Consider the following 22,052-nt stretch of genomic DNA (forward strand, 5'->3'; position numbering starts at 1 on the left):
CCCACACTGCAAGCATACCTTAACTCACAGGAGTCGCCCATGCGCATCCCATCCCACACCACCTATCGGGTGTATGACCCCCTGCTACGCCTGGCCCACGCCTGGAACGCCCTCGCCATCATCGGTCTGATCGTCACCTCGCAACTGGCAGAAGCCTTCGAGCATCGTGACAGCGAAGCGGCTATCTGGCAGATACACGTCCAGTTCGGCTATGCCCTGATCGGTGGCCTGCTGGTTCGCTTGATCTGGGGCTTTATCGGCCCGGCTACTGCATGCTGGTCCGACCTATGGCATCCGCGTGAATGGTCTGCCATGCTGCGCGGTCGTCTATCCTTTCCGCCCCGTCTCGGTCACGATATCCGTGCCAGCCTTGCCTTCATTGCTGTCTATGGTGTGCTGGCAGTCATGCTCGCCACCGGTGTGATCATGGCGGCAGCCGAGTATCAAATGGGGCCGCTGGCGCAGTGGCTGGGTACTTCGAAAACGCTGGGCAAGCTGGTCAAGGAACCCCACGAGATAGGCTTCACCCTGGTGCTGGCATTCATCGCACTGCATTTGGTCGCCCTGCTCTATCATCGCTTTATATTGCACATGCCAGTTGATCAGGCCATGGCAATATCTGCCCGAAAACCATGAACAACTCAAGCCTTAAGCTAACCCACGATGCGAATCCTGCTTGTTGAAGATGATCCCCTGCTCGGCGACGGGCTGACCGCCGGCCTGCGCCAGGCAGGCTTTGCGGTGGACTGGGTAAAGGATGGCTTCGCTGCCGATCATGCGTTAAAGAGCGAAACCTTTGACCTCGTGGTGCTGGACTTGGGGTTGCCGCGGCTCTCCGGCATGGAAATTTTACAGCGTCTGCGCCAACGCCCTGCCGAAGCAGGCGGCAATACGCCCGTACTGGTGCTCACCGCACGTGATGCGACAGGTGACAAAGTGGCAGGGTTAGACGCTGGGGCTGACGATTATCTGGTCAAGCCCGTGGATCTGGACGAGCTGGCTGCCCGTGTGCGCGCCCTCACCCGCCGTGCAGCGAGGCGCACCATGCCGCAAATTCATCATGGCGAACTGATGCTCGACCCGATTGCACGCCAGGTAGCACAAGATGGCGTGGGCGTGGAATTATCTGCTCGCGAATTCGATCTGCTGCAAACCCTGCTCGAAAATGCCGGCCGCGTCATGACCCGCACTCAGCTCGAAGGTGCCATCTACGGCTGGCGGGATGAGCCCGACAGCAATGCCCTGGAAGTGCATATCCATCATCTGCGGCGCAAGCTGGGCAATGAGCTTATCAAGACATTGCGCGGCATTGGCTACACCATTTCCAAAACATGACCAACACGCGCTGGTTCTCCCTGCGTCGTCGCCTGCTGCTGCCGTTGCTGGGCGGTGTCTCTGTCTGCTGGCTGGTGACCTTGGGGTGGAGCTACGTCGATACTCATCATGAAATTGATGAGCTCTTCGATGCGCAGTTAGCCCAGACAGCACAGTCAGTGCTCGTGCTCGGTAAAAACCAGCTGAAGGAATTAAGCAAAAATGGGGAAGAAAAGCATGGCAACCTATTTCCCCACTATGCGACCGATGAGATCGGGCACAGCGCCCATCCCTACCAGCGCAAAATCATGTTTCAGCTATGGCACGGCACAGACACGCTGGTGTTGCGTTCAAGCAATGCGCCACTTACGCCATTGACCCGGATCGATGGCTATTCCAGTGCCCATGATGTCCCTGGTGCCAGCGGTCACTAGCGCTATTTCGGCCAGTGGGATGAACACCATCAGTATCGCGTGCTGGTCGCGGAAAACCATGCCGTGCGCGATGAACTCATCGGCCGCATCGTCTGGCGTTTGCTCATACCGGCGTTTTTTGGTTTGCCACTGCTAGGCGCCTGGATGTGGCTGGCGACGCGACGCGGACTCCAGCCTCTGGATGCCGTAGCCGGCCAGATCGCTATCCGCGAGCCATCGCGCCTGCACGCGCTGACACCGGCAGAAGCACCCGAGGAAATCCGTCCGCTGGTGGAATCCATCAACCATCTTTTTTCCCGCGTCGAACACACGCTGGAAGCTGAACGCCGCTTTACGGCGGACGCCGCACACGAGCTACGCACACCGCTGGCCGCGCTGGGCATTCAGGCGCAGGTGGCCTTGCGTGCGCAAGATGCGGAAGAACGCACCCATGCCATCCAGCAGCTACAGGCCGGCGCCGATCGCGCGGCGCGGCTGGTGAACCAGCTGCTGATACTGGCGCGCATCGATCCCGAAAAAGGTTTGCACAAGCAGCCCGTTTTGCTCGACCACCTGACGGAAGAAATATGTGCCGCACACGGCACCATGGCGCTCGACAAGAACATCCATCTCGAATTGGAAACAGCGGCAACCGTCGTGTCAGGCAACGCAGACATGCTGCGCATCCTGTTGCGCAACCTGATCGACAACGCCATTTACTACACACCGGCAGGCGGCCGGGTCAATGTGCAGGTCGCTGAAAATAGCCTGACAGTTACCGATACGGGGCCCGGCATCCCCGCACACGAGCGGGAGCAAGTCTTCCGCCGCTTCTATCGTCTGGCGGGGCAAGAAGCCCAAGGCAGCGGGCTGGGCTTATCCATCGTCGCCCGCATCGCCGAGCTGCATGGCGCACGGGTCGAACTGGCCGATGGCGATGGTGGCAGCGGACTGATGGTGCGCGTGCTATTTTCTTCGCACGCCACTAGCCCACTGCAAAGCTAGCGCAAACCGGTCTCGATCAAATCCGACCAGCGTAGTTTTTTCAAAGACTCAGCAGTAAACCCGGCTCTTCAATGATCTCGATCACCGCTTCCATGAACTCGGCGGCATAAACGCCATCAATCAGCCGGTGATCGTAGGAGGTCACCATGTCCAGACTCTGCTGCGCCACCACGGCGCCATTTACCACGGCGGCCTGCGGCTTGATACGGGTCATGGCGATGATGGCCACTTCAGGATGATTGATGATCGGCCGCCCGACCAGATCATGCTTGCCGTGGCTGCCGACATTGCTTAACGTGATCGTGCCACCCTTCAGATCGGCCAACGCAATCTTGCGCTCACGCGCCAAGCTAGCCAGGCGGTCGATCTCGGCGGAGATTTCCGCCAGACTTCTCTGATCGGCATGCTTGATCACCGGCACCATCAAGCCTTCTTCCGTATGTGTGGCAAAGCCGATGTTGATGTCGCCATGTTCGACAATCTCGTAACTCGTATCGTCAATGCTGGCGTTGAAATACGGGTATTTTTTAAGCGCCGGAATCATCGCCTTGATGACCATCGCGGTAAATGAAATGCGGCAGCCGAGATGTTCCTGCAGGCGCTGACGCAGCGCCACGAAGGCCTCGGCATTGCAACGGAAGCCCGACGTGGCGTGGGGTATCACGCTCACCGAGCGCACCATGGTTTCGGCGATGGCGCGGCGCAGCCCCTTGATCGGTGTGCGGCGCTGCTGGCCAGTGAGTGGAATCGCCGTCGGGCGAACATCCAGCCTGACGCTGGAAGTATCCGGTGCTTTACCTGCGGCCAGATGCCGGTCAATGTCTTCATGCAGGATGCGACCTTGCGGCCCGCTGCCGCTGACCACTTCGAGCGCGACGCCCCGCTGCCGCGCGTAACTGCGCGTGCTCGGCGTGGCGTGCACGGGCGGCGATGGCGGGTTTGCCGTGACGGCTTGAAAAGTCTTGAGTCCGTCACTGGACGGCGCTGGTGATACGGCGCGCGGTGAATTCTCTTGCGGGGCAACAGGCGCAGCATGCGCTGCATGCGCAGCCTTAGCCACATTAGCCACCGCAGCATCAGTCGCAAACACCGCAATCACGCTACCCACTTTAACCGTCGTGCCCTCAGCCACCTGCAAGCTTTGCACCGTACCATTGCACGGCACGGGTATTTCCACGACCGCCTTATCCGTTTCGATCTCGCACAGCAGATCGTCTTCGCGCACCACATCGCCGGGCCTGACATGCCACTTGAGCAGATCGGATTCGGTGATGCCTTCGCCGACATCGGGCAAGCAAAATTCATAGGTCATGATCGGTCTCCACTCAAAACTGGTAACTCAACACAGCATCAATACCCGCCTTGATGCGCTGCGAGCTGGGCAGGTAGGCGTCTTCTATTTGATTTTCGGGAAAGAACACATCGAACGCCGTCACGCGTTTGACCGGCGCTTTCAAATATTCCAGCGCATATTCGTTAATCAGCGCCGAGATTTCCGCACCCGGCCCGGCGGTGCGCCGCGCTTCATGCACAATCACACAGCGGCCGGTCTTTTTCACCGACGCCAAAACCGGTGCCACATCCAGCGGCGCCAGGCTGCACATATCAATAATTTCGATGCTCGCATTGCCCTTGGCCGCCACGTCTGCCGCCGCCGCGATGGCATAGTGCAGCATGTTGCCCCAGGCGATCAGCGTCAGATCACTGCCCTCTTGCACCACACGGCATTTATCCAGCGGCAGGGTGTAATCCGCCACCGGTACCGGCTCGCGAAACGCACGATACATTTTGGTGTGCTCTAAAAATATCACCGGATCGTCGCTGCGAATCGCCGCTGCCAACAAGCCTTTGGTCTGCGCTGGCGTGCTCGGGCACACCACGCGCACACCCGGCGTGTGCATCAAATACGCCTCGGTGGATTCCGAATGAAACGGCAAGGGCTTGATGCCGCCACCGAAGGTTGCGCGGATGGTTACCGGCACTTTCATCGCGCCACCGGTTTTCTGGTGCAGGTTGGCCAGGTTGTAAATGAACTGGCCCCAGGCGTTGTACATGAAGCCCAAAAACTGCATCTCGATCACCGGCCGCTCGCCACGTATGGCCATGCCCACCGCCACGCCCAGCAGCCCGTTTTCAGACAGCGGCGTATCAATCACACGGTCGGGGCCGAACTCGTCAAACAAGCCTTCGGTGGCGCGAAACACGCCGCCAATCGGGCCGATGTCGTAACCCATCACGCGCACGCTCGGGTCACGCTGCATTTCCTGGCGCAGCGTATGCGTTACCGCCGTCACCAGATTCATTTCTTCCGTTACTGGCAGTTCATTGATGCGCGTCATTGCATGCCCTCTCCGGTCATATCGAGAAACGGATTGCCACCCGCCAGTTCGCACGCCAGCTCGTCACGCTGATGCTGCGTGCTCCAGCCCGCCTCACCCTGCAAATGGTGGAGGAACATGTTGTCCGCCGGTGTTGGCGGCACCGCACGGCCACGCTCGATCTCCTCACGCAGGCGTTTTTCTGCACGCTCTTCCATCGCCGTTTTAGTGGCCTGATCAAGAATGCCCTGATTGAATAAATACTTTTCAAAACGTTCCACAGGGTCGAGCGTCTTCCAGTATTCCGCCTCATCTTCCGTGCGATAGGCGGCTGAGGCATCTGCGCTGTTATGGTCCAGGATGCGATATGTCACCGTTTCGATCACGGTGGCACCACCGCCGGCACGGGCGCGATCCACCGCTTTTTTCACGGTGTCATACACGGCAAAAATATCATTGCCATCCACCCGCTCATGCGGCAAGCCATAGGCCACGGCTTTTTGTGCAAAGGTAGCTGCTGCCGTCTGGCGCGAAGCGGGCACGGAAATACTCCACTGGTTGTTTTGCACAATAATCACGCAGGGGGATTCCAGCACGCCGGCAAAGTTCAGGCCATCGTGAAAATCACCCTCGCTGGTGCTGCCCTCGCCCACAAACGCCAGGCTCACGTGCTTCCTGCCATTGAGTTTATCGGCCAGCGCACAACCCACTGCCAGAGGAACATAAGCCCCCAGAAATACCGGATAAGGCAGGATGTTCACGCCCGGGGGCACTTCCGGCGGCAGGGGCAAATGCTCACGGATATGCTCCGGCGTATTGCCCATCAGCCCGGCCATGATGCGATCCACCGGCGCATTCCAATACAGCACGGCGCTGAGCTGGCGATACGCGGGAAATAACCAGTCGCCCACCTGCAACGCCGCCGCCGCGCCCAGGCCGGACGCTTCTTCACCGCGCGAGCTGGCCGCCACGCTCAACACCCCGCGCCGCTGCAAGCGCAACACCATCGCCTCAAACGTGCGCGTTTCGACCAACACCTCATACCAGCGCAGCAACTCCTGCCTGGAGACTTCCGGCACCGTGCCTTCTACGCTGCCATCCGGATTCAGAATCCGAAAATAATCTTCTCGTGGCCGAACCTCAGCCCATTTTTTCTCGCCCATTGAAAGCCTCCTCTGCGGTTTATTTGCGATTTATTTTAGCCCTGCACCCGCCCACCTTATCGCTTTTATTCGCAGCGATTAATCCAGCGATTAACCAAGTATCAGGCCGTTAAAATTTCAAGGTCAGTATACTCAAAGTGCTTTCTTGCACTTTACCGCCTTATCCTCGTAAAGCCCCCTCTTATTGCCTATCTCTATCACCACCCGCTCATGTTCGAACAAGCCTTTAAAAATATCGACGACGTCCTCTGGAAAGAAGCCGGTTGCACCACAGAGCTCGACTACACCGAGCAAACTTCCTGGCTGCTGTTTTTGAAATACCTCGACGGGCTGGAAGCAGACAAAGCCACCGAGGCTGCGCTCAACGGCAAGCCCTACACGCACATTCTGGACGCGCCCTACCGCTGGAATACCTGGGCCGCGCCCAAGGATAAAGACGGCAAGCCGGACCACAACAAGGCGCTCACGGGGGATGATCTGCGCGATTTTGTCGACAGACAACTCTTCCCCTATCTGCAAAGCTTCAAGCAAAAAGCCAGCGGGCCGAACACGCTGGAATACAAAATCGACGAAATCTTCGGCGAGATCAAAAACAGAATCCACAGCGGCTACAACCTGCGCGAGATCATCGATCACATCGACGAGCTGCGCTTTCGCTCGCAAACCGAAAAGCACGAGTTAAGCCACCTGTACGAAGCCAAGATCAAGAACATGGGCAACGCCGGGCGCAACGGCGGCGAGTATTACACCCCGCGCCCGCTGATCCGCGCCATCGTCAAAGTCGTGCAGCCTCAAATCGGCGAGCGCATTTACGACGGCGCCGTGGGCAGCGCGGGCTTTTTGTGCGAAGCATTACCTCACCGCCAATCGCCGTCTCACCACCGCCGACTTTTCCACCCTGCAAACCCGCACCTTCTACGGCAAGGAAAAAAAAGTCGCTGGCCTATGTCATGGCCATCATGAACATGATCCTGCACGGCATCGAAGCGCCCAACATCGTGCACACCAACACCCTGGCCGAGCCCCTCGCCGATGTGCAAGACAAGGACCGCTTCGAGGTCATCCTCGCCAACCCGCCCTTTGGCGGCAAAGAGCGGAAGTGCAGCAGAACTTCCCCATCCGCACCGGCGAGACGGCTTTCCTCTTCCTGCAACACTTCATCAAGATGCTCAAGGCCGGCGGCGGCGCGGATGTCGTCATCAAGAACACGTTTCTTTCCAACACCGACAACGCCTCGGTGAGCTTGCGCAAGCACTTGCTGGAGACCTGCAACCTGCACACCGTGCTCGACTGCCCCGGCGGCACCTTTCAAGGCGCGGGTGTGAAAACCGTCGTCCTGTTTTTCGAGAAAGGCGCACCGACCAGAAAGGTTTGGTATTACCAGCTCGACCCCGGCCGCAACCTGGGCAAGACCAACCCGCTGAACGACGCCGACTTGGCAGAATTCGTCGAACTGCAAAAAACCTTCGCCGATTCGGATAAGAGCTGGAGCGTAAAAGTCGGCGCTGGTGACACGGCGACCTTCGACCTCTCGGTGAAAAACCCGAACGGCGGCGAAGCCGTCGTACATCGCAGCCCGCAGGACATCTTGGATGGAATCGCCACGCTGGATGCGGAGAGTGCGGACGTACTGGCGAAGATTAGGGAGATGCTGAGCGCAACCGATAAGGTGATGCGATGAATCGATACACCACATCCCCGTTCGCCCTGAGCTTGTCGAAGGGCGAAAATTAACTATGGCTTTCTGGGTTTACATACTGCGTTGTGCTGATGGCAGCTATTACACAGGCCATACCGACAACCTTGAAAAGCGCATCGGTGAACACGAAACTGGGGCAATCTCAAGCTGTTACACCTTCAAACGTCGCCCACTGCAACTCGTGTTCTCGCAAGACTGCGCCACCCGCGAAGAAGCCCTCGCCGCAGAGCAGCAGATCAAGGGCTGGAGCCGCAAAAAGAAGGAGGCCATGATGCGAGGTAATTGGGCCGAAGTATCCCGACTCGCCAAATCCAGCGCCCCCGTTCGCCCTGAGCCTGTCGAAGGGCAGTCGCCAGCGTCCGTTCATCCTTCGACAAGCTCAGGACGAACGGAAGAAGAGGTGTCGCGATGAAGGCAGGGTGGCAACTTAAGGCCATTGGCGATGTCTGCGATGTCGTCAACGGCGGCACGCCCAAGACCGGCGTCAAAGGATACTGGGATGGGCCGCATCAATGGATTACGCCCGCCGAAATGGGCAAGCGGGCTACGCCTTACATCGACCAAACGGAACGAACGATCACCGATGCAGGAATGCAGAACAGTTCCGCGAGACTCCTGCCGCAACAGTCAGTAATTCTTTCCTCTCGTGCCCCGATTGGACACTTGGTCATCAACACCATGCCGATGGCGACCAATCAAGGTTGCAAAGGCTTGGTGCCGCGCAATGGACTCGATAACAAGTATCTGTACTACTACTTGGCGAGCATCGTTCCCTTACTGAATGACCTCGGCACCGGTGCGACATTCAAGGAGCTATCCGGTGGAAAGCTAAAAGAGGTTCCTGTTCCTGTCGCGCCCCTCCCCGAACAACACCGCATCGTCGCCATCCTCGACGAAGCCTTCGACGGCATCGCTGTCGCCCGCGCCAACGCCGAAAAGAACCTCCAGAACGCCCGCGCCTTGTTTGAAAGCGTTCTTGATTCCGTGCAAGGTGAAAACGCTCCGCTTGGCAATTACGTCACCATCAAGACAGGCAAGCTCGACGCCAATGCCGCGACAGAAAATGGTACATACCCTTTTTTCACATGCGCTAAAGAAGTCTACGCAATCGATAATTACGCATTCGATTGTGAAGCCATCCTATTAGCCGGCAACAACGCCGTCGGTGACTTTAACGTCAAGCACTACAAGGGCAAGTTCAACGCCTACCAGCGAACTTATGTGATCACGGTAGCTGACGAGAATCGATTGTCGTATCGCTTCTTGTATTTTCAGATGCTCAAGAGCTTGCGGCAATTCAAAGAACAATCTGTCGGTGCGGGAACGAAATTTCTCAAGCTAGGCATGATCAAGGAACTGGAAATCTCGTTGCCGCCCATTGCAAAGCAGATCGAATCTGGTTCGATGTTGGACTCAATGCTTGACGAAACCCAACGCCTCGAATCCCTCTACCAGCAAAAGCTGACCGCCCTCGACGAGCTGAAAAAATCCCTCTTGTACCAAGCATTCTCCGAGGCGTTATAACGCCTTGATCCCGACAGGGAAAAATACGCCGCATAGATATAATGCCTTGATATGGAACGCATACAGTCGATCAATCCTGAGCGCATTAGCTGGTGTTGTGCCGATCGCGGCATCACGCTGGAAGACTTTGCGTCCGAAGTAGGCATTGCTGCGGCCAACATCAACAAGGTGATGGCCGGTGAAGCGGGCATTACGTTTAACCAGCTACGCAAAATTGCGGAGTATTTCGGCCGGGGTGTCCTGTTCTTTCTTGAACCCGGCCCGGTGGATGAGGCTCAAGTGCATACGCCTCAATTTCGCACGCTGGCTAACCAAAAACCAGAACTTTCCCCGCGCTTCAAGGCATTGATCGAGCGAGTCGAAAAGCAACGCGCTGTGTACCTGAGCCTGCGTGAAGAGCTGGATGATGCGGATACGCCCCGCTTCAGTCCGCCTGATCTTGCCGGGTTAAGCTCGCAAACGGCGGCAGGTGCTGTACGCCAGTGGCTGGGGCTGGCTGAGCGGAACGACTTTGAGAGTTACCGTCGTGCATTGGAAGCCAAGGGGCTGTTGGTGTTTCGCAGCAATGGTTACAACGGCAAATGGCAGATTGCCAAGGAAAGCCCGATTCTTGGCTTTTCTTTATATGACCCGGAATGTCCTGTGATTGTTATCAAGAAGCAGGCGTGGGAACCCCAACAGTCTTTTACCCTGATGCACGAGCTGGGGCATTTGCTGCTGCATAAAACCAGTTCCATTGATGATAACCACGACTTGCATTCCCATGAAGGTCGCGAGCAGGAGGCCAATGCTTTCGCCGGCCATCTGCTGGTGCCGCAAGCTTTTCTAACCAACATCCGCGACGCCGATAGGCCGCATGAGGTTGATCAATTCGACGAATGGTTGCGTGAGCAGCGCAAGGCTTGGGGTGTCAGCGGCGAGGTGATCTTGCGCCGCCTGCTGGATGTAGGCCGTCTGCCCCGTAACCAGTACGCCGCTTACCGCGAATGGCGACAGGAGGCAGTGGTGGCCGAAGATGGTGGCGGGAGCCGTGCCTATCGCCACCGGGAACCCACGCATGTATTCGGCGACACTTTTGTGCGCACGGTGCTGGATGCGCTGAGCGCCCGCCACATCACGCTGACCAAGGCCAGCAGTTACCTCGACAACCTGACGATCAAAGACCTGCATTCTCTGGAGCGACACTATGCAGGTGTTTGATGCGTCATCCATGATTTACGCGTGGGATAACTATCCTTTGCAGCAATTTCCTGGCTTGTGGGATTGGATGGCGAATCAGATCAATAAACAATTCCTCGTGATGCCCAGCGTGGCCTTTGATGAGGTAGCCCACAAAGCACCCGAATGTGGCAAGTGGTTAAGAAATAATAATCTTGAGTTACTTGAAATTAACAACGCGATTATTCATGATGCAATGCGCATCAAAAACCTGCTGGGCATTGTCGGCGACAAATACGGTAGTGGTGTTGGTGAGAATGACTTGTTCATTATTGCAACAGCGCGGACGCATAAGGCTGAGGTAGTGACGGATGAAAAGTGGCAACCCGCGCTGCCGAAAAAGCTTGAGAACTGCAAAATTCCAGCAGTTTGCGATATGAAGGGAGTCGCCGTGCCCTGGATCAAGTTCATTGATTACATCAAGCGGTCTGAGGCAGTATTCCGGTAGTTTTGCTCGATGTCTCGAGTCGGAGATGACCCGCTATGCCCGATACCTGCCCAACTGGGCTTGAAAGTGCTTTATCGCAAACCCGATATCACTATGGACGAAGCTTGAACGTAACACCTCGAATCCCTCTACCAGCAAAAGCTGACCGCCCTGGACGACCTGAAAAATCCCTTCTGCCCCAGTCAGCGAAAGACCCCGATGATCTCACCGAGGCCATGACGCCGGCCGGGAACCCCCAACCCACTTGGGCATGGATTATAGAGGCTTCGCCAGCATCGCCGTCCCGCCAGCGCCGACTTTTCACGGGTGTGCTGTCCTTGCTGGCGAGATGTCCGAAAAACGTGTTGAAAAATTGGCCTTTCTTGCACACGCGCCTTGCGACATGAAAAGAAAACTGAAATTCTTATACCTATCGCGGGCGACGTGATAAGCTATCTTTGATTTCTTATCACGTTCCAACAGGCGAAAACATGACCGAACTGGATATTCCCAGCGCCGCCAGCCTTGAGGTCAAGGCAGTCTGGCAGAGTCTGGCTGAGGCGCACCGCTATTTGGCGGAGCTTAAAGGCTTGTGCGAGTCGCTGCCGAACCGCGCCATCCTGCTCGATACGCTGGCCATTCAGGAGGCGAAAGACAGTTCGGAAATCGAGAACATCATCACCACGCACGATGAGTTGTATGCCTACGACCAAAGCGGCTCGGCTTCGCCGGCGGCCAAGGAAGTGCAAAACTACATCACGGCCTTGAAGGTGGGGTTTACCGATGTGGTGAATGCCGGCTTGATCCGCATAAGCACGATCCTGCGTGTGCAGGAACAGGTCGAGCAGAACAACGCCGGCTTTAGGAAGGTGCCGGGCACGGTACTGAAGAATCAGGCAACGGGTGCGGTGATTTATGAGCCGCCGCAGGATGCCGTGTTGATCGAAAAACTGATGACGCAACTGGTGGATTTCATCCATGCCGATGACGATTACGACCCCTTGTTGCGCATGGCGATTGCGCATCATCAGTTCGAAAGCATCCACCCGTTTTATGATGGCAACGGCCGCACCGGCCGCATTTTGAATTTGCTGATATTGCAACGCGAAGGCTTGATGGAGTTGCCGGTGTTGTATCTGAGCCGGTATATCACGTCGACCAAGGCGCAGTATTACCAGTTGTTGCAATCGACACGCGAAACGAATGGGTGGGTGGACTGGTGCGTCTACCTGGTCAAGGGCGTGGCCGTTACCGCCCGTAGCGAAATCAGGCTGATCAAGCAATTGCGCAAACTGATGCAGGCCACCAAGCAGCGGCTGCGCGGCGAGTTGCCCAGGCTTTACAGTCAGGAGCTGCTGAACAACTTGTTTCGCTATCCCTATACCAAAATCGAGTTCGTGGAAAAAGATCTGGGCGTTTCCCGGATTACGGCGGCCAAACATCTGGATACGCTGACCCGCAATGGGTTTGTGGAAAAGAAAAAGATCGGACGAACCAACTTTTATATCAATCGTCCCTTATTCAATCTGCTGACGCAAATCACCCTGAACGATGAATGAAGCCGAAACCCGAAACCCGCGCCGAGCACATCGACCCCGCGTTGGCGGCGGCGGGTTGGGGCGTGGTTGCAGGCAGCCGCATCCGGCGGGAGTATCCGATCACGCTGGGGCGCATTGAGGGCGCGGGCAAACGCGGCAAGGCGCTGACTGCCGACTATGTGCTGGAATACCGCAACACCAAGCTAGCCGTGGTGGAGGCCAAGGCGTGGGATAAACCGCTGACCGGAGGTGTTGGCCAAGCCAAGGATTACGCGGGCAAGCTGGCGATTCGCTTCACCTATGCCAGCAACGGGCAAGGCATTTACGGCATCGACATGCAGACGGGTGCTGAGGCCGAGTTGGCGCAGTATCCGTCGCCGGAAGCATTGTGGAATCGCACTTTTGCCACGCAAAACGCCTGGCGCGACCGTTTTGCCGCTGTGCCGTTTGAAGATCGCGGTGGTTATTTTCAGGGGCGCTATTACCAGGACATTGCCGTGGAGCGTGTGCTGGCGGCGATCGCCGAGGGACACGAGCGTATTCTGCTGACGCTGGCAACCGGCACAGGCAAGACCTTCATTGCGTTTCAGTTGGCGTGGAAGCTGTTCCAGTCCCGCTGGAATTTGAGTCGCGAACCCACACGACGGCCACGCGTTTTATTTCTGGCGGATCGCAACATTCTGGCGAATCAGGCATTCAATGCGTTTTCGGCTTTCCCCGAGGATGCGCTGGTGCGCATCGAGCCTGCGGACATCCGCAAAAAAGGCAAGGTGCCAAAGAACGGCAGCATCTTCTTCACGATCTTTCAAACCTTCATGAGTAGCGCGGAAAAAGACGGACAGCCCGCACCGCATTTTGGCGAATATCCGCTGGACTTTTTTGATTTCATCATCATTGACGAATGCCATCGCGGTGGCGCGAATGATGAGGGTAATTGGCGCGGCATTCTCGAATACTTTGCGCCTGCCGTGCAGCTTGGCCTGACGGCAACGCCCAAGCGGCGAGATAACGTGGACACCTATGCCTATTTTGGCGAGCCGGTGTTTATCTACTCACTCAAGGAAGGCATTAACGATGGCTTTTTGACGCCCTTCCGCATCAAGCAGATTGCCACGACGCTGGATGAATACGTCTTTACGCCGGACGACACGCTGGTCGAAGGCGAGATCGAAGCGGGCAAGCGGTATGAAGAGGCTGACTTCAACCGCATTATCGAGATCAAGGAGCGCGAGAAAAAGCGCGTCGAGATTTTCATGGGGCAGATCGACCAGCGGGAAAAGACGCTGGTGTTCTGCGCCAACCAGGCCCACGCGCTGGCCGTGCGGGACTTGATCAACCAGACGAAAACCAGCACAGACCCGAACTACTGCCAGCGCGTGACGGCGAATGACGGCGCGCTGGGCGAGCAATGGCTGCGCGATTTTCAGGACAATGAAAAAACCATCCCGACGATTCTGACCACTTCGCAAAAACTTTCCACCGGCGTGGATGCGCGCAATATCCGCAACATCGTGCTGCTGCGGCCGATTAATTCGATGATCGAGTTCAAGCAGATCATCGGGCGCGGCACAAGGTTGTATGACAGCAAGGACTATTTCACGATTTATGACTTTGTGAAAGCACACCACCATTTCAGCGATCCGGAATGGGATGGCGAGCCCATTGAACCAATGGAAGCGGAACCCAAGGACTATCCGTTGCCTCCCTTGGCTGAGCCACCGGCAACTCGCGAGCGCGAGCCGGCAGGGGACTATCCGCCGCGCCAGAAGATCAAGGTCAAGCTCGCCGATGGCAAGGCGCGCAGCATCCAGCACATGACGGCGACAAGCTTCTGGCATCCCGATGGCACGCCGATGTCGGCACAGCAGTTCATGGAAGCGATGTTTGGCAAGCTGCCGGAATTCTTCCGCGACGAAGACGAACTCCGCACCCTGTGGAGCGCACCGGATACGCGCAAGAAGTTGTTGGAGGGGCTGGCCGAAAAAGGCTTTGGCCGCGATCAACTAGCAGAAATGCAGCGCATCATTGACGCTGAGAAAAGCGACCTTTTCGATGTGCTGGCGCATGTGGCTTATGCACTGGCACCGCTGACCCGCGAAGAACGCGCCGACCAGGCGATGGCGCGGATTAGCACCCATTTCAACATCCGACAGCAGGTCTTTCTCGACTTTGTGCTGGCGCACTATGTCAGCGCAGGTGTAGAAGAGCTGGATGCGACAAAACTCACCCCGCTCTTGCGCCTGAAATACCACGACTCGCTTGCCGATGCCGTAGCTGATCTGGGCGCCCCCGGCGAGATCGGCAAAGTGTTTTCAGGCTTTCAAAAATACCTTTATCAGCCAGCAGCTTTATCCCTAAGCTAATCTGGGCGAAAATAGCGGCTTGTTTGCTTTGCTTAGTTGATTTGCCGACTTGCTTTGTGCCCTCGCGCAAGAAAAAGGATAGCCACACCATGCTGCTAATGATCGATAACTACGATAGTTTCACCTACAACCTGGTGCAGTATTTTGGCGAGCTGGGTGAAGAGGTCAAGGTGTTTCGCAATGATGACATCTCGCTAGCTGAGATTACGACACTAGCGCCTGCGCACATTGTGGTCTCGCCGGGGCCTTGCTCTCCGGCAGAAGCCGGCATTTCGGTGGAGGCAATCAAAACTTTCGCGGGCAAAATCCCCCTGCTTGGCGTGTGCCTCGGGCATCAGAGCATTGGCGCTGCATTTGGCGGCGAGATTGTGCGCGCTAAAGAATTGATGCATGGCAAAACCTCACCGGTACATCACACCGACCAGGGCGTGTTTCGCGGCTTGCCCAACCCACTCACCGTCACACGCTATCACTCGCTGGCGATCCGCCGCGAATCCTTGCCTGATTGCCTCGAAGTCACCGCCTGGACAGACGATGGTGAAATCATGGGCGTGCGCCACCGCGAGCTGGCGGTGGAAGGCGTGCAGTTTCATCCGGAATCCATTCTCACCGAGCGCGGCCACGATTTGCTGCGCAACTTTTTACAGCCGGGCACAACATGATTACTCCGCAAGAAGCATTGCAGCGCATTATCGATCACCGCGAAATTTTTCATGACGAAATGCTGCATTTGATGCGGCAAATCATGCACGGCGACATCTCGCCCGTGATGGTGGCTGCGCTGCTTTCTGGCTTGCGCGTGAAAAAAGAAACCATCGACGAAATTTCAGCCGCCGCCCGTGTCATGCGTGAGCTGGCGACTCATGTCGATACCCCGCATAACCCGCACTTTGTCGATATCGTGGGCACGGGTGGTGACGGTTCGCACACCTTCAACATTTCTACGGCCTCCATGTTTGTCACCGCCGCTGCGGGCGCCACCGTCGCCAAACATGGCAACCGCAGCGTGTCTTCCAAATCCGGCTCGGCCGATGTATTGGAGGCCATGGGGGCAAAAATCGATCTCACGCCGCCCCAGGTTGCCGAGTGCATCGAGACGATAGGCTGCGGTTTCATGTTCGCGCCGAACCATCATCCGGCGATGAAAAATGTGGCCGCCGTGCGCCGTGAAATGGGTGTGCGCACACTGTTCAATATTCTCGGGCCACTGACCAATCCGGCAGGTGCGCCCAATACCTTGATGGGCGTATTTCACCCCGATTTAGTTGGCATTCAGGTGCGCGTGATGCAGCGGCTGGGCGCAGATCACGTGTTGGTGGTGTGGGGCAAAGACGGCATGGATGAAATCTCGCTAGGTGCAACCACCTTGGTGGGCGAATTAAAAAACGGCCAGATTACCGAGTATGAAGTTCACCCGGAAGATTTTGGTTTAGCGATGATTTCCAACCGTAGCTTGCGCGTGGCGGATGCCGATGAATCCAAAGCCATGCTGATCGCCGCGCTGGAAGACAAACCTGGTGCTGCGCGCGACATCGTGGCGCTGAATGCCGGTGCCGCGTTGTACACTGCCAATCTGGTGACGTCGATCGGTGAAGGCATACACCGTGCGCGTGAGGTGATGGCCTCTGGCGCAGCACGCGAAAAACTCGACGCCTTTGTTACCTTCACACGAAAATTTTCTTGATAAGCGATACCTGATGTCCGACATTCTCAACAAAATTCTCGCGGTTAAACGCGATGAAGTCGCCGCCGCGTTAGCGGTAAAGCCGCTCGCCACGCTGCGTAGTGAGGCCGAAGCACAGCCGCCCGCGCGCGATTTTGTCGCGGCACTACGGCAGAAGATCGATTCATCCGCTGCAGAAAAAATCGGCGCTGGTGGTACGGCGGGTGACACGTTAAAAGACATGGCAGCAGGCGCAATACGTCACATAGCGGTGATTGCAGAAATCAAAAAAGCCAGCCCCTCCAAAGGCGTGATTCGCGAAAACTTTCAACCTGCCGAGATTGCCGCAGACTATGCGCGGCATGGTGCGGCCTGCTTGTCCGTGCTCACCGACCGCTCGTTTTTTCAAGGCTCACCCGACTATCTGAGGCAAGCGCGCAACGCGTGCACCCTGCCCGTGCTGCGCAAGGATTTTCTGGTCGATCCGTATCAAGTCTATGAAGCACGTGCCATGGGCGCAGATGCAATTTTGCTCATCGTGGCCGCGTTATCGCTCGCCGAGATGCAGGCGATGGAAGCCATTGCGCAATCGCTGGGGCTGGCTGTGCTGGTTGAATGCCATGAGCCCGCCGAGCTGGACATTGCCCTGCAATTGAAGACACCCTTGATTGGCATTAACAACCGCAATCTGCACACGTTTGAGGTAAATCTCGACACCACGTTGTCGCAACATCAGCGCATTCCGTCGAACCGCATTCTCGTCGCGGAATCGGGCATTCTTGCGCCATCCGATGTAGCGCAACTTTACGCGGGTGGCGTTCGGGCGTTTTTGGTTGGCGAAGCCTTCATGCGCGCGCCCTCACCAGGGGCGGAGCTCGCACGACTGTTTGCCTGAAAGAAACAGACTATTGCAGCCTTTTTACTTGCCGGTGTAGCGCACCAGCCGATTATCGGCCAGATGCACCCGATCACCCTTGACCACGGGAGCCTTGCTGAACCTGAAGGTGCGAATCTGACCGCTGTCCATCTTGACCTTCACCACCTGGACGGTCTTTTCAGACACTTTCTTTTGTACCTCGTTGCCAGCGTAGGCGCCGCCAGCAGCACCAGCAACCGTGGCCAGTGTTTTGCCATTGCCCGCACCGATCTGGTGACCCAGCAGCCCGCCAACCACGCCACCGGCAATCATGCCCACCGCGCCACCCTTGCCTTTCTGCTTGACCGTGTCAATGGAAACTACCTTCCCGCAGTCTTTTCTGCAGCTATCGGCAAATGCAAGCGACGGTAGCGCCAACGCCAGCAATACAGCCACACCGTGATATCTGATTTTCATTTTCTTCTCCCCGTTGTCCACATAATACTAAATGGTAATTTAACGGATTAATAATCCGATTCGGAATTTTCTGACTCAAAAAAGAAGTCGACGCCCTGCACTGCCTATTCAAACGGCACCACGTTAAGCGCATAGTCTGCCATGGCCGCCAACACCGGCGCGGCCTCGCCCACCGGTGGAGCCAGACGAATGATCAGCCCGGCATGACGCGTCATCGCCTGATCGGCCAACGGCGGTAAATCCTTGTTAACGTGGCCGCCGCCAGCCACAAAAATCGGCACCACCACAATCTCGGTAGCACCTTGGCCCACCAGGGTATCGATGCCTTCGGCAAAGGTTGGCCGCATCAGTTCCAAAAACCCCGGCTCAACCAACGCCGCCGCATCCGTCGCCAAAATGGCCTGGCGTATCCGCTCAAAAGGCAGCGCCCACGCTGGATTGCGCGCGCCATGACCAAACAGAAGAATACCTTTCATGTTTTTTCCTTGAGTTGACCGCGAACAATGTAGCAGACATTTCAGACAAAATCGCCGCTAGAATTGTGCTTCTCCGTTGAGCACAGGATTAAAAAGTTTTTATGCTGGACATTTCTACTGCCGCCTTCTGGATTGCGGTGCTGCAAATTATCGCTATCGATGTCATGCTCGGTGGCGACAATGCGGTCGTCATTGCGCTGGCCTGTCGCAAGCTGCCCGATACACAGCGCAAAAAAGGCATTTTCTGGGGCGTGGCCGGCGCCATTGGCCTGCGTATCGCGCTGATTTTCTTTGCCTTGCAACTGCTGGCGGTGCCCTGGCTGAAAGTTGTCGGTGCGCTGCTGCTATTCTGGATCGGCGTGAAGCTGCTGCAACCTGAAGATGAAGGCCACGGTGATGTTGCTGCGGCCACAACACTGGTAGGCGCTATAAAAACCATCATCGTCGCCGATGCAGTGATGAGTCTGGACAATGTGATTGCCGTGGCCGGTGCCGCCCACGGCAATCTGTTGCTGGTGGTATTCGGCATTCTGGCCTCGATTCCCATTGTGGTCTGGGGCAGCCAGTTGGTGCTCAAAATGATGGATCGCTACCCAATCATCATTACTGCCGGAGGTGCGCTGCTGGGCTGGATTGGCGGTGGCATGATCATCACCGACCCGGCTTTGCCGGCCGATCTGCTGGCTGCCATTCCCTACGGTAAAACACTCGCAGCAGCAGCCGGTGCCTTGCTGGTGGTGGTGACTGGTAAAACACTTGCCGCACGCGCAAAAACTCATCCGGCCGTTGATTTGGCCGCATCCAAAACGAAGGATATTTCGTCATGACACAGCAATGGCTCATTCCGATTGATGACTCTGCCATCGCCTTGCTGCCGGTCACATGGGTTATCAATAACCTGTCGGCCTGGCGTGAAACACCGCAAATTCATCTGCTCAACGTGCAACCGAATCTGCCACGCGATATCGGCCGCTTTATCAATGCCGACACCCTGCGTGAATTTCATCTGGAAAGCGGCATGAACGCGCTCGCTCCTGCTCGCACACAGCTTGAAGCCGCCGGGCTGGCGGTCGAATCTCATGTGCTGGTGGGTGAAGCGGCACAGACGATTGCCGACTTTGCCGAGAGCAACCACTGCACGCAAATTTTGCTTGGCACCCGTGGGCACAGCGGGCTAGCGGGCACCTTGCTCGGCTCAGTCGCCATGAAGCTGGTGCAATTGTCCAAAATACCGGTACTGCTGGTGCGCTAAGCCCGGGCAACGGGTAGGAAAACAAGTGGGAAGTTCGCCGATAAGCCGGGTTCTGTCGTGGGCAGCCATTCCTCTGGGACCGCCGTTACCGACGGCCTCTAGCAGCCTACCCGGGAGCGACGCGAGCCACGCCAATGCTCCCCTATTTGGCCTTGCCCCGGATGGGGTTTGCCGTGCCGCTTCTGTTACCAGAAACGCGGTGGGCTCTTACCCTGCAACCGCTTGCGCGGTCGCAGCATGCCTTGCGGCACGCCACCATTTCACCCTTACCTGTACCGCCCCTGCCCACTAAAGGGAGACTTTGCCGCCTTGCGGCGGCAAAGTCGGAACGAGTCATCGGCGGTATCTTTCTGTTGCACTTTCCGTCACTTCACAGTGCCCGGCCGTTAGCCGGCATCCTGCTCTACGGGGCCCGGACTTTCCTCCAGATACCTCATTTTCGTTGGCATCCAGCGGCTGCCTGGCGAACTTCCCGCACGCATTGTACGCGCTGGACGGAACTGGCGCGTGTCAGCGTAATACGCAGCGGCTTCGTTTTCCGCCGTGGCACCGGGGATGCCAAGCAGCGGCAAGGGTTGTAAATCGCGTGGCGCATGCAACCAGAAGTTCCCGCAGGGACACACCGCGCTGACGCGGGCGAGACGGCGCGCCAAGCTCTCATCCAATAGCGTCGGCCCCTTAGCGTCGATCGCTGTGAGGCAATCGGTATTCAGCGGCAGAAATAGCGACTTGCCACACAATCCGTTAAAGGGTGACATCAGTGCCTCATGGCTGGCGTGGCCGAACACAATAAACCGCGTAGTGCGCTTGAGCTCATCTCGCCGTATAACAAACGCTTCTTGCCAGCGATGCGCGCAAATCGCTTCCCACAGCGCGGGGCTTGTGCCCGTCACGATCACACCGCATTCATCAAACTGCGTTAACGCATCGCGCAATGGACCACGCAATGAGCCACGCAAAGGGCCGCACCCCGCGCTGCCCGGATCACGCATCGTCAAAAAATGAAGCCGATTGATCACCGCCTTGGTCTGCGGAAAGGTGAGCCAGATCAGTGCATTGAATAAATCATGCGCATTGGCGTCGCGTGTCGCCACAGCGCCTGAGCTAAAAATGCGCGCTTCGTAATGAGCTGCATCAGCCACTGGCGGCACAAAACGCAGCGGCACGTCGCCGCCACTCATCACACCGCGTTGCCGTGCCGCTTCATTAAGCCGGGCCAGCGTGGGTTCACCATCGGCAAACCAGTGCTGGAGAAAATTCGACAGCGGATGCAGAGGCGTCACCGCGGTACCGCTGTTTTAATGACTCACATCAGCCAAGCGCCAAGCCACTGCCTCACCCGCACGCAAGGGAACCAGCGGTTCGCCGGGTAGATAATCAAAACTCGCAGGAACGGTCATCGCCTCGCGTACCAAAGTGATTTTTTCGGCATTACGCGGCAGACCGTAAAAATCAGCGCCGAAAAAACTGGCAAAGGCTTCCAGCCGGTCGAGTGCATTCACCGCTGCGAATGCCTCGGCATACAGCTCGATACCGGCATGCGCGGTGTAGCAGCCAGCGCAACCGCAAGCAGCTTCTTTCGTGCTTTGCCCATGCGGCGCGGAATCGGTGCCGAGAAAAAACTTCGGGTTGCCCGAGACCGCCGCCGCCACCAGCGCTTGCCGATGACGTTCACGCTTTAACACCGGCAGACAATAGTGATGCGGACGCAGGCCACCGGCAAACAGCGCGTTGCGATTGAGCAGCAGATGATGCGCGGTGATGGTCGCCGCCACGTGCGCCCCCACCTCGCGCACAAACTGCACACCATCGGCGGTGGTGATGTGTTCCAGCACCACTTTGAGCGCGGGGAAATCGTGCAGCAGCGGGGTCAGCACGCTATCGATGAAGACTGCCTCGCGGTCAAAAATATCGACTGCCGGATCCGTCACCTCGCCATGCACCAGCAGCGGCACACCGAGTTTTTCCATCTGCGCGAGTGTGGCGGCACATTTTTTCAGATCAGTCACACCGGCGTCCGAGTTCGTCGTTGCGCCTGCCGGGTAATACTTCACGGCATGCACAAATCCGCACTGTTGCACCGCGGCAATCTCACCGGGCGGCGTGTTGTCGGTCAAATACAGCGTCATCAGCGGCGTAAAGGAGAAGCCTGCAGGCACGGCATCCAGGATGCGCTGGCGATAGGCCGCGGCCAGCGCCACGGTAATCACCGGTGGTTTGAGATTAGGCATCACAATCGCGCGGGCAAAACGCCGCGCGGTATCGGGCAGCACCGCAGCCAGCGCCGCACCATCGCGCAGATGCAGGTGCCAGTCATCGGGACGGGTAAGGGTTAATGTATCCATG

General features: G+C 57.2%; 23 protein-coding genes, 1 other RNA gene and 2 pseudogenes. 18 read left to right on the top strand and 8 right to left on the bottom strand.

The window, feature by feature from the left end; genetic code table 11:
* The first annotated feature begins 39 nt into the window (after positions 1-39).
* Genes PG1C_RS10590 through PG1C_RS10605 form a run of 4 tightly spaced genes read left to right on the top strand, consistent with a single transcriptional unit; the run spans position 40 to position 2,732 of the window.
* Positions 40-636 (top strand): cytochrome b/b6 domain-containing protein, encoded by a 597-nt coding sequence (locus PG1C_RS10590; RefSeq protein WP_202634745.1) that lies wholly within the window; start codon positions 40-42, stop codon positions 634-636.
* A gap of 27 nt (positions 637-663) precedes the next feature.
* On the top strand, positions 664-1,335 hold the full coding sequence (locus tag PG1C_RS10595; protein ID WP_202634746.1) for a response regulator transcription factor: 672 nt from the start codon (positions 664-666) through the stop codon (positions 1,333-1,335).
* Positions 1,332-1,748 (top strand): hypothetical protein, encoded by a 417-nt coding sequence (locus tag PG1C_RS10600; protein ID WP_202634747.1) that lies wholly within the window; start codon positions 1,332-1,334, stop codon positions 1,746-1,748. Before PG1C_RS10595 ends, PG1C_RS10600 begins: the two co-directional genes overlap by 4 nt.
* Positions 1,749-1,787: 39 nt before the next feature.
* The gene (locus PG1C_RS10605) at positions 1,788-2,732 is read left to right on the top strand and encodes an ATP-binding protein (protein ID WP_202634748.1); all 945 of its coding nucleotides are present in this window, start codon (positions 1,788-1,790) and stop codon (positions 2,730-2,732) included.
* Positions 2,733-2,772: 40 nt separating this feature from the next.
* Here the strand turns inward: PG1C_RS10605 and PG1C_RS10610 are convergent, their stop codons facing one another.
* Genes PG1C_RS10610 through PG1C_RS10620 form a run of 3 tightly spaced genes read right to left on the bottom strand, consistent with a single transcriptional unit; the run spans position 2,773 to position 6,213 of the window.
* A complete protein-coding gene (locus PG1C_RS10610) occupies positions 2,773-4,044 on the bottom strand; it encodes a dihydrolipoamide acetyltransferase family protein (protein WP_202634749.1) in 1,272 nt (423 codons plus the stop codon).
* A gap of 13 nt (positions 4,045-4,057) precedes the next feature.
* The gene (locus PG1C_RS10615) at positions 4,058-5,071 is read right to left on the bottom strand and encodes an alpha-ketoacid dehydrogenase subunit beta (protein WP_202634750.1); all 1,014 of its coding nucleotides are present in this window, start codon (positions 5,069-5,071) and stop codon (positions 4,058-4,060) included.
* Complete coding sequence (locus PG1C_RS10620) at positions 5,068-6,213, bottom strand: thiamine pyrophosphate-dependent dehydrogenase E1 component subunit alpha (RefSeq protein ID WP_202634751.1); 1,146 nt, start codon at positions 6,211-6,213, stop codon at positions 5,068-5,070. Before PG1C_RS10620 ends, PG1C_RS10615 begins: the two co-directional genes overlap by 4 nt.
* Before the next feature lie 210 nt (positions 6,214-6,423).
* Here PG1C_RS10620 and PG1C_RS14740 point away from each other — a divergent pair, with 210 nt between their 5' ends.
* The 12 genes and pseudogenes from PG1C_RS14740 (at position 6,424) to trpC (ending at position 17,540) form a co-directional block, all read left to right on the top strand.
* On the top strand, positions 6,424-7,176 hold the full coding sequence (locus tag PG1C_RS14740) for an N-6 DNA methylase (RefSeq protein WP_202634752.1): 753 nt from the start codon (positions 6,424-6,426) through the stop codon (positions 7,174-7,176).
* Positions 7,177-7,178: 2 nt separating this feature from the next.
* Positions 7,179-7,244 (top strand): annotated as a pseudogene (locus tag PG1C_RS14915) (hypothetical protein); the annotation flags it as partial.
* Between the two features lie 68 nt (positions 7,245-7,312).
* Positions 7,313-7,894, top strand: a complete 582-nt coding sequence (locus tag PG1C_RS14745) for an HsdM family class I SAM-dependent methyltransferase (RefSeq protein ID WP_202634753.1) — start codon at positions 7,313-7,315, stop codon at positions 7,892-7,894.
* 55 nt (positions 7,895-7,949) lie between these two features.
* A complete protein-coding gene (locus PG1C_RS10635) occupies positions 7,950-8,324 on the top strand; it encodes a GIY-YIG nuclease family protein (RefSeq protein ID WP_202634754.1) in 375 nt (124 codons plus the stop codon).
* The gene (locus tag PG1C_RS10640; RefSeq protein ID WP_202634755.1) at positions 8,321-9,436 is read left to right on the top strand and encodes a restriction endonuclease subunit S; all 1,116 of its coding nucleotides are present in this window, start codon (positions 8,321-8,323) and stop codon (positions 9,434-9,436) included. The genes PG1C_RS10635 and PG1C_RS10640 overlap by 4 nt, the downstream gene beginning before the upstream one ends.
* 51 nt (positions 9,437-9,487) lie before the next feature.
* Positions 9,488-10,636, top strand: coding sequence for a helix-turn-helix domain-containing protein (locus PG1C_RS10645; RefSeq protein ID WP_202634756.1), 1,149 nt, complete (start codon positions 9,488-9,490; stop codon positions 10,634-10,636).
* Positions 10,623-11,102 carry a DUF4411 family protein gene (locus tag PG1C_RS10650; RefSeq protein WP_202634757.1) on the top strand — a complete coding sequence of 160 codons (480 nt, stop codon included), beginning with the start codon at positions 10,623-10,625 and terminating at the stop codon, positions 11,100-11,102. Before PG1C_RS10645 ends, PG1C_RS10650 begins: the two co-directional genes overlap by 14 nt.
* 470 nt (positions 11,103-11,572) lie before the next feature.
* Complete coding sequence (locus tag PG1C_RS10655; protein WP_202634758.1) at positions 11,573-12,640, top strand: Fic family protein; 1,068 nt, start codon at positions 11,573-11,575, stop codon at positions 12,638-12,640.
* Entirely contained in the window at positions 12,637-14,982 is a 2,346-nt protein-coding gene (gene hsdR, locus PG1C_RS10660) for an EcoAI/FtnUII family type I restriction enzme subunit R (RefSeq protein ID WP_202634759.1), read from the top strand. Before PG1C_RS10655 ends, hsdR begins: the two co-directional genes overlap by 4 nt.
* An 89-nt stretch (positions 14,983-15,071) precedes the next feature.
* Positions 15,072-15,644 carry an aminodeoxychorismate/anthranilate synthase component II gene (locus tag PG1C_RS10665; RefSeq protein ID WP_202634760.1) on the top strand — a complete coding sequence of 191 codons (573 nt, stop codon included), beginning with the start codon at positions 15,072-15,074 and terminating at the stop codon, positions 15,642-15,644.
* Entirely contained in the window at positions 15,641-16,666 is a 1,026-nt protein-coding gene (gene trpD, locus PG1C_RS10670) for an anthranilate phosphoribosyltransferase (protein WP_202634761.1), read from the top strand. Before PG1C_RS10665 ends, trpD begins: the two co-directional genes overlap by 4 nt.
* A 13-nt stretch (positions 16,667-16,679) precedes the next feature.
* A complete protein-coding gene (gene trpC / locus PG1C_RS10675) occupies positions 16,680-17,540 on the top strand; it encodes an indole-3-glycerol phosphate synthase TrpC (protein ID WP_202634762.1) in 861 nt (286 codons plus the stop codon).
* A 24-nt stretch (positions 17,541-17,564) separates the two neighbouring features.
* On the opposite strand, the gene PG1C_RS10680 is transcribed toward trpC, so the two are convergent.
* Both PG1C_RS10680 and PG1C_RS10685 read right to left on the bottom strand, forming a co-directional pair.
* Complete coding sequence (locus PG1C_RS10680) at positions 17,565-17,978, bottom strand: glycine zipper 2TM domain-containing protein (RefSeq protein ID WP_202634763.1); 414 nt, start codon at positions 17,976-17,978, stop codon at positions 17,565-17,567.
* Positions 17,979-18,082: 104 nt separating this feature from the next.
* Positions 18,083-18,454, bottom strand: coding sequence for a sirohydrochlorin chelatase (locus tag PG1C_RS10685; protein ID WP_202634764.1), 372 nt, complete (start codon positions 18,452-18,454; stop codon positions 18,083-18,085).
* 104 nt (positions 18,455-18,558) lie between these two features.
* Here PG1C_RS10685 and PG1C_RS10690 point away from each other — a divergent pair, with 104 nt between their 5' ends.
* Together PG1C_RS10690 and PG1C_RS10695 are read left to right on the top strand one after the other, a co-directional pair.
* Positions 18,559-19,281, top strand: coding sequence for a TerC family protein (locus PG1C_RS10690; RefSeq protein WP_284431820.1), 723 nt, complete (start codon positions 18,559-18,561; stop codon positions 19,279-19,281).
* On the top strand, positions 19,278-19,706 hold the full coding sequence (locus PG1C_RS10695; protein WP_202634766.1) for a universal stress protein: 429 nt from the start codon (positions 19,278-19,280) through the stop codon (positions 19,704-19,706). The genes PG1C_RS10690 and PG1C_RS10695 overlap by 4 nt, the downstream gene beginning before the upstream one ends.
* Before the next feature lie 25 nt (positions 19,707-19,731).
* Here the strand turns inward: PG1C_RS10695 and rnpB are convergent.
* From rnpB to pyrC, 3 genes and pseudogenes are all read right to left on the bottom strand, one after another.
* Positions 19,732-20,178, bottom strand: an RNA gene (rnpB, locus tag PG1C_RS10700) — RNase P RNA component class A.
* A 25-nt stretch (positions 20,179-20,203) separates the two neighbouring features.
* A pseudogene (locus PG1C_RS15060) lies at positions 20,204-20,887 on the bottom strand (DUF3025 domain-containing protein); the annotation flags it as partial.
* 117 nt (positions 20,888-21,004) lie between these two features.
* Positions 21,005-22,051, bottom strand: coding sequence for a dihydroorotase (gene pyrC, locus PG1C_RS10710; RefSeq protein WP_202634767.1), 1,047 nt, complete (start codon positions 22,049-22,051; stop codon positions 21,005-21,007).
* Position 22,052: the final 1 nt, after the last annotated feature.

Source organism: Rugosibacter aromaticivorans, from assembly GCF_000934545.1.
Taxonomy (GTDB): domain Bacteria; phylum Pseudomonadota; class Gammaproteobacteria; order Burkholderiales; family Rhodocyclaceae; genus Rugosibacter; species Rugosibacter aromaticivorans.

Excerpts from the sequence above, each read along its gene's own strand:
- PG1C_RS10685 (WP_202634764.1), bottom strand. The coding sequence starts at position 18,454 with ATGAAAGGTATTCTTCTGTTTGGTCATGGCGCGCGCAATCCAGCGTGG.
- PG1C_RS10635 (WP_202634754.1), top strand. The coding sequence starts at position 7,950 with ATGGCTTTCTGGGTTTACATACTGCGTTGTGCTGATGGCAGCTATTAC.
- PG1C_RS10590 (WP_202634745.1), top strand. The coding sequence starts at position 40 with ATGCGCATCCCATCCCACACCACCTATCGGGTGTATGACCCCCTGCTA.
- PG1C_RS10680 (WP_202634763.1), bottom strand. The coding sequence starts at position 17,978 with ATGAAAATCAGATATCACGGTGTGGCTGTATTGCTGGCGTTGGCGCTA.
- trpC (WP_202634762.1), top strand. The coding sequence starts at position 16,680 with ATGTCCGACATTCTCAACAAAATTCTCGCGGTTAAACGCGATGAAGTC.
- PG1C_RS10695 (WP_202634766.1), top strand. The coding sequence starts at position 19,278 with ATGACACAGCAATGGCTCATTCCGATTGATGACTCTGCCATCGCCTTG.
- PG1C_RS10595 (WP_202634746.1), top strand. The coding sequence starts at position 664 with ATGCGAATCCTGCTTGTTGAAGATGATCCCCTGCTCGGCGACGGGCTG.
- PG1C_RS10620 (WP_202634751.1), bottom strand. The coding sequence starts at position 6,213 with ATGGGCGAGAAAAAATGGGCTGAGGTTCGGCCACGAGAAGATTATTTT.
- PG1C_RS10665 (WP_202634760.1), top strand. The coding sequence starts at position 15,072 with ATGCTGCTAATGATCGATAACTACGATAGTTTCACCTACAACCTGGTG.
- PG1C_RS10640 (WP_202634755.1), top strand. The coding sequence starts at position 8,321 with ATGAAGGCAGGGTGGCAACTTAAGGCCATTGGCGATGTCTGCGATGTC.
- PG1C_RS10600 (WP_202634747.1), top strand. The coding sequence starts at position 1,332 with ATGACCAACACGCGCTGGTTCTCCCTGCGTCGTCGCCTGCTGCTGCCG.
- hsdR (WP_202634759.1), top strand. The coding sequence starts at position 12,637 with ATGAAGCCGAAACCCGAAACCCGCGCCGAGCACATCGACCCCGCGTTG.
- PG1C_RS10650 (WP_202634757.1), top strand. The coding sequence starts at position 10,623 with ATGCAGGTGTTTGATGCGTCATCCATGATTTACGCGTGGGATAACTAT.
- PG1C_RS10645 (WP_202634756.1), top strand. The coding sequence starts at position 9,488 with ATGGAACGCATACAGTCGATCAATCCTGAGCGCATTAGCTGGTGTTGT.
- pyrC (WP_202634767.1), bottom strand. The coding sequence starts at position 22,051 with ATGGATACATTAACCCTTACCCGTCCCGATGACTGGCACCTGCATCTG.
- PG1C_RS10655 (WP_202634758.1), top strand. The coding sequence starts at position 11,573 with ATGACCGAACTGGATATTCCCAGCGCCGCCAGCCTTGAGGTCAAGGCA.
- PG1C_RS10610 (WP_202634749.1), bottom strand. The coding sequence starts at position 4,044 with ATGACCTATGAATTTTGCTTGCCCGATGTCGGCGAAGGCATCACCGAA.
- PG1C_RS10615 (WP_202634750.1), bottom strand. The coding sequence starts at position 5,071 with ATGACGCGCATCAATGAACTGCCAGTAACGGAAGAAATGAATCTGGTG.
- trpD (WP_202634761.1), top strand. The coding sequence starts at position 15,641 with ATGATTACTCCGCAAGAAGCATTGCAGCGCATTATCGATCACCGCGAA.
- PG1C_RS14740 (WP_202634752.1), top strand. The coding sequence starts at position 6,424 with ATGTTCGAACAAGCCTTTAAAAATATCGACGACGTCCTCTGGAAAGAA.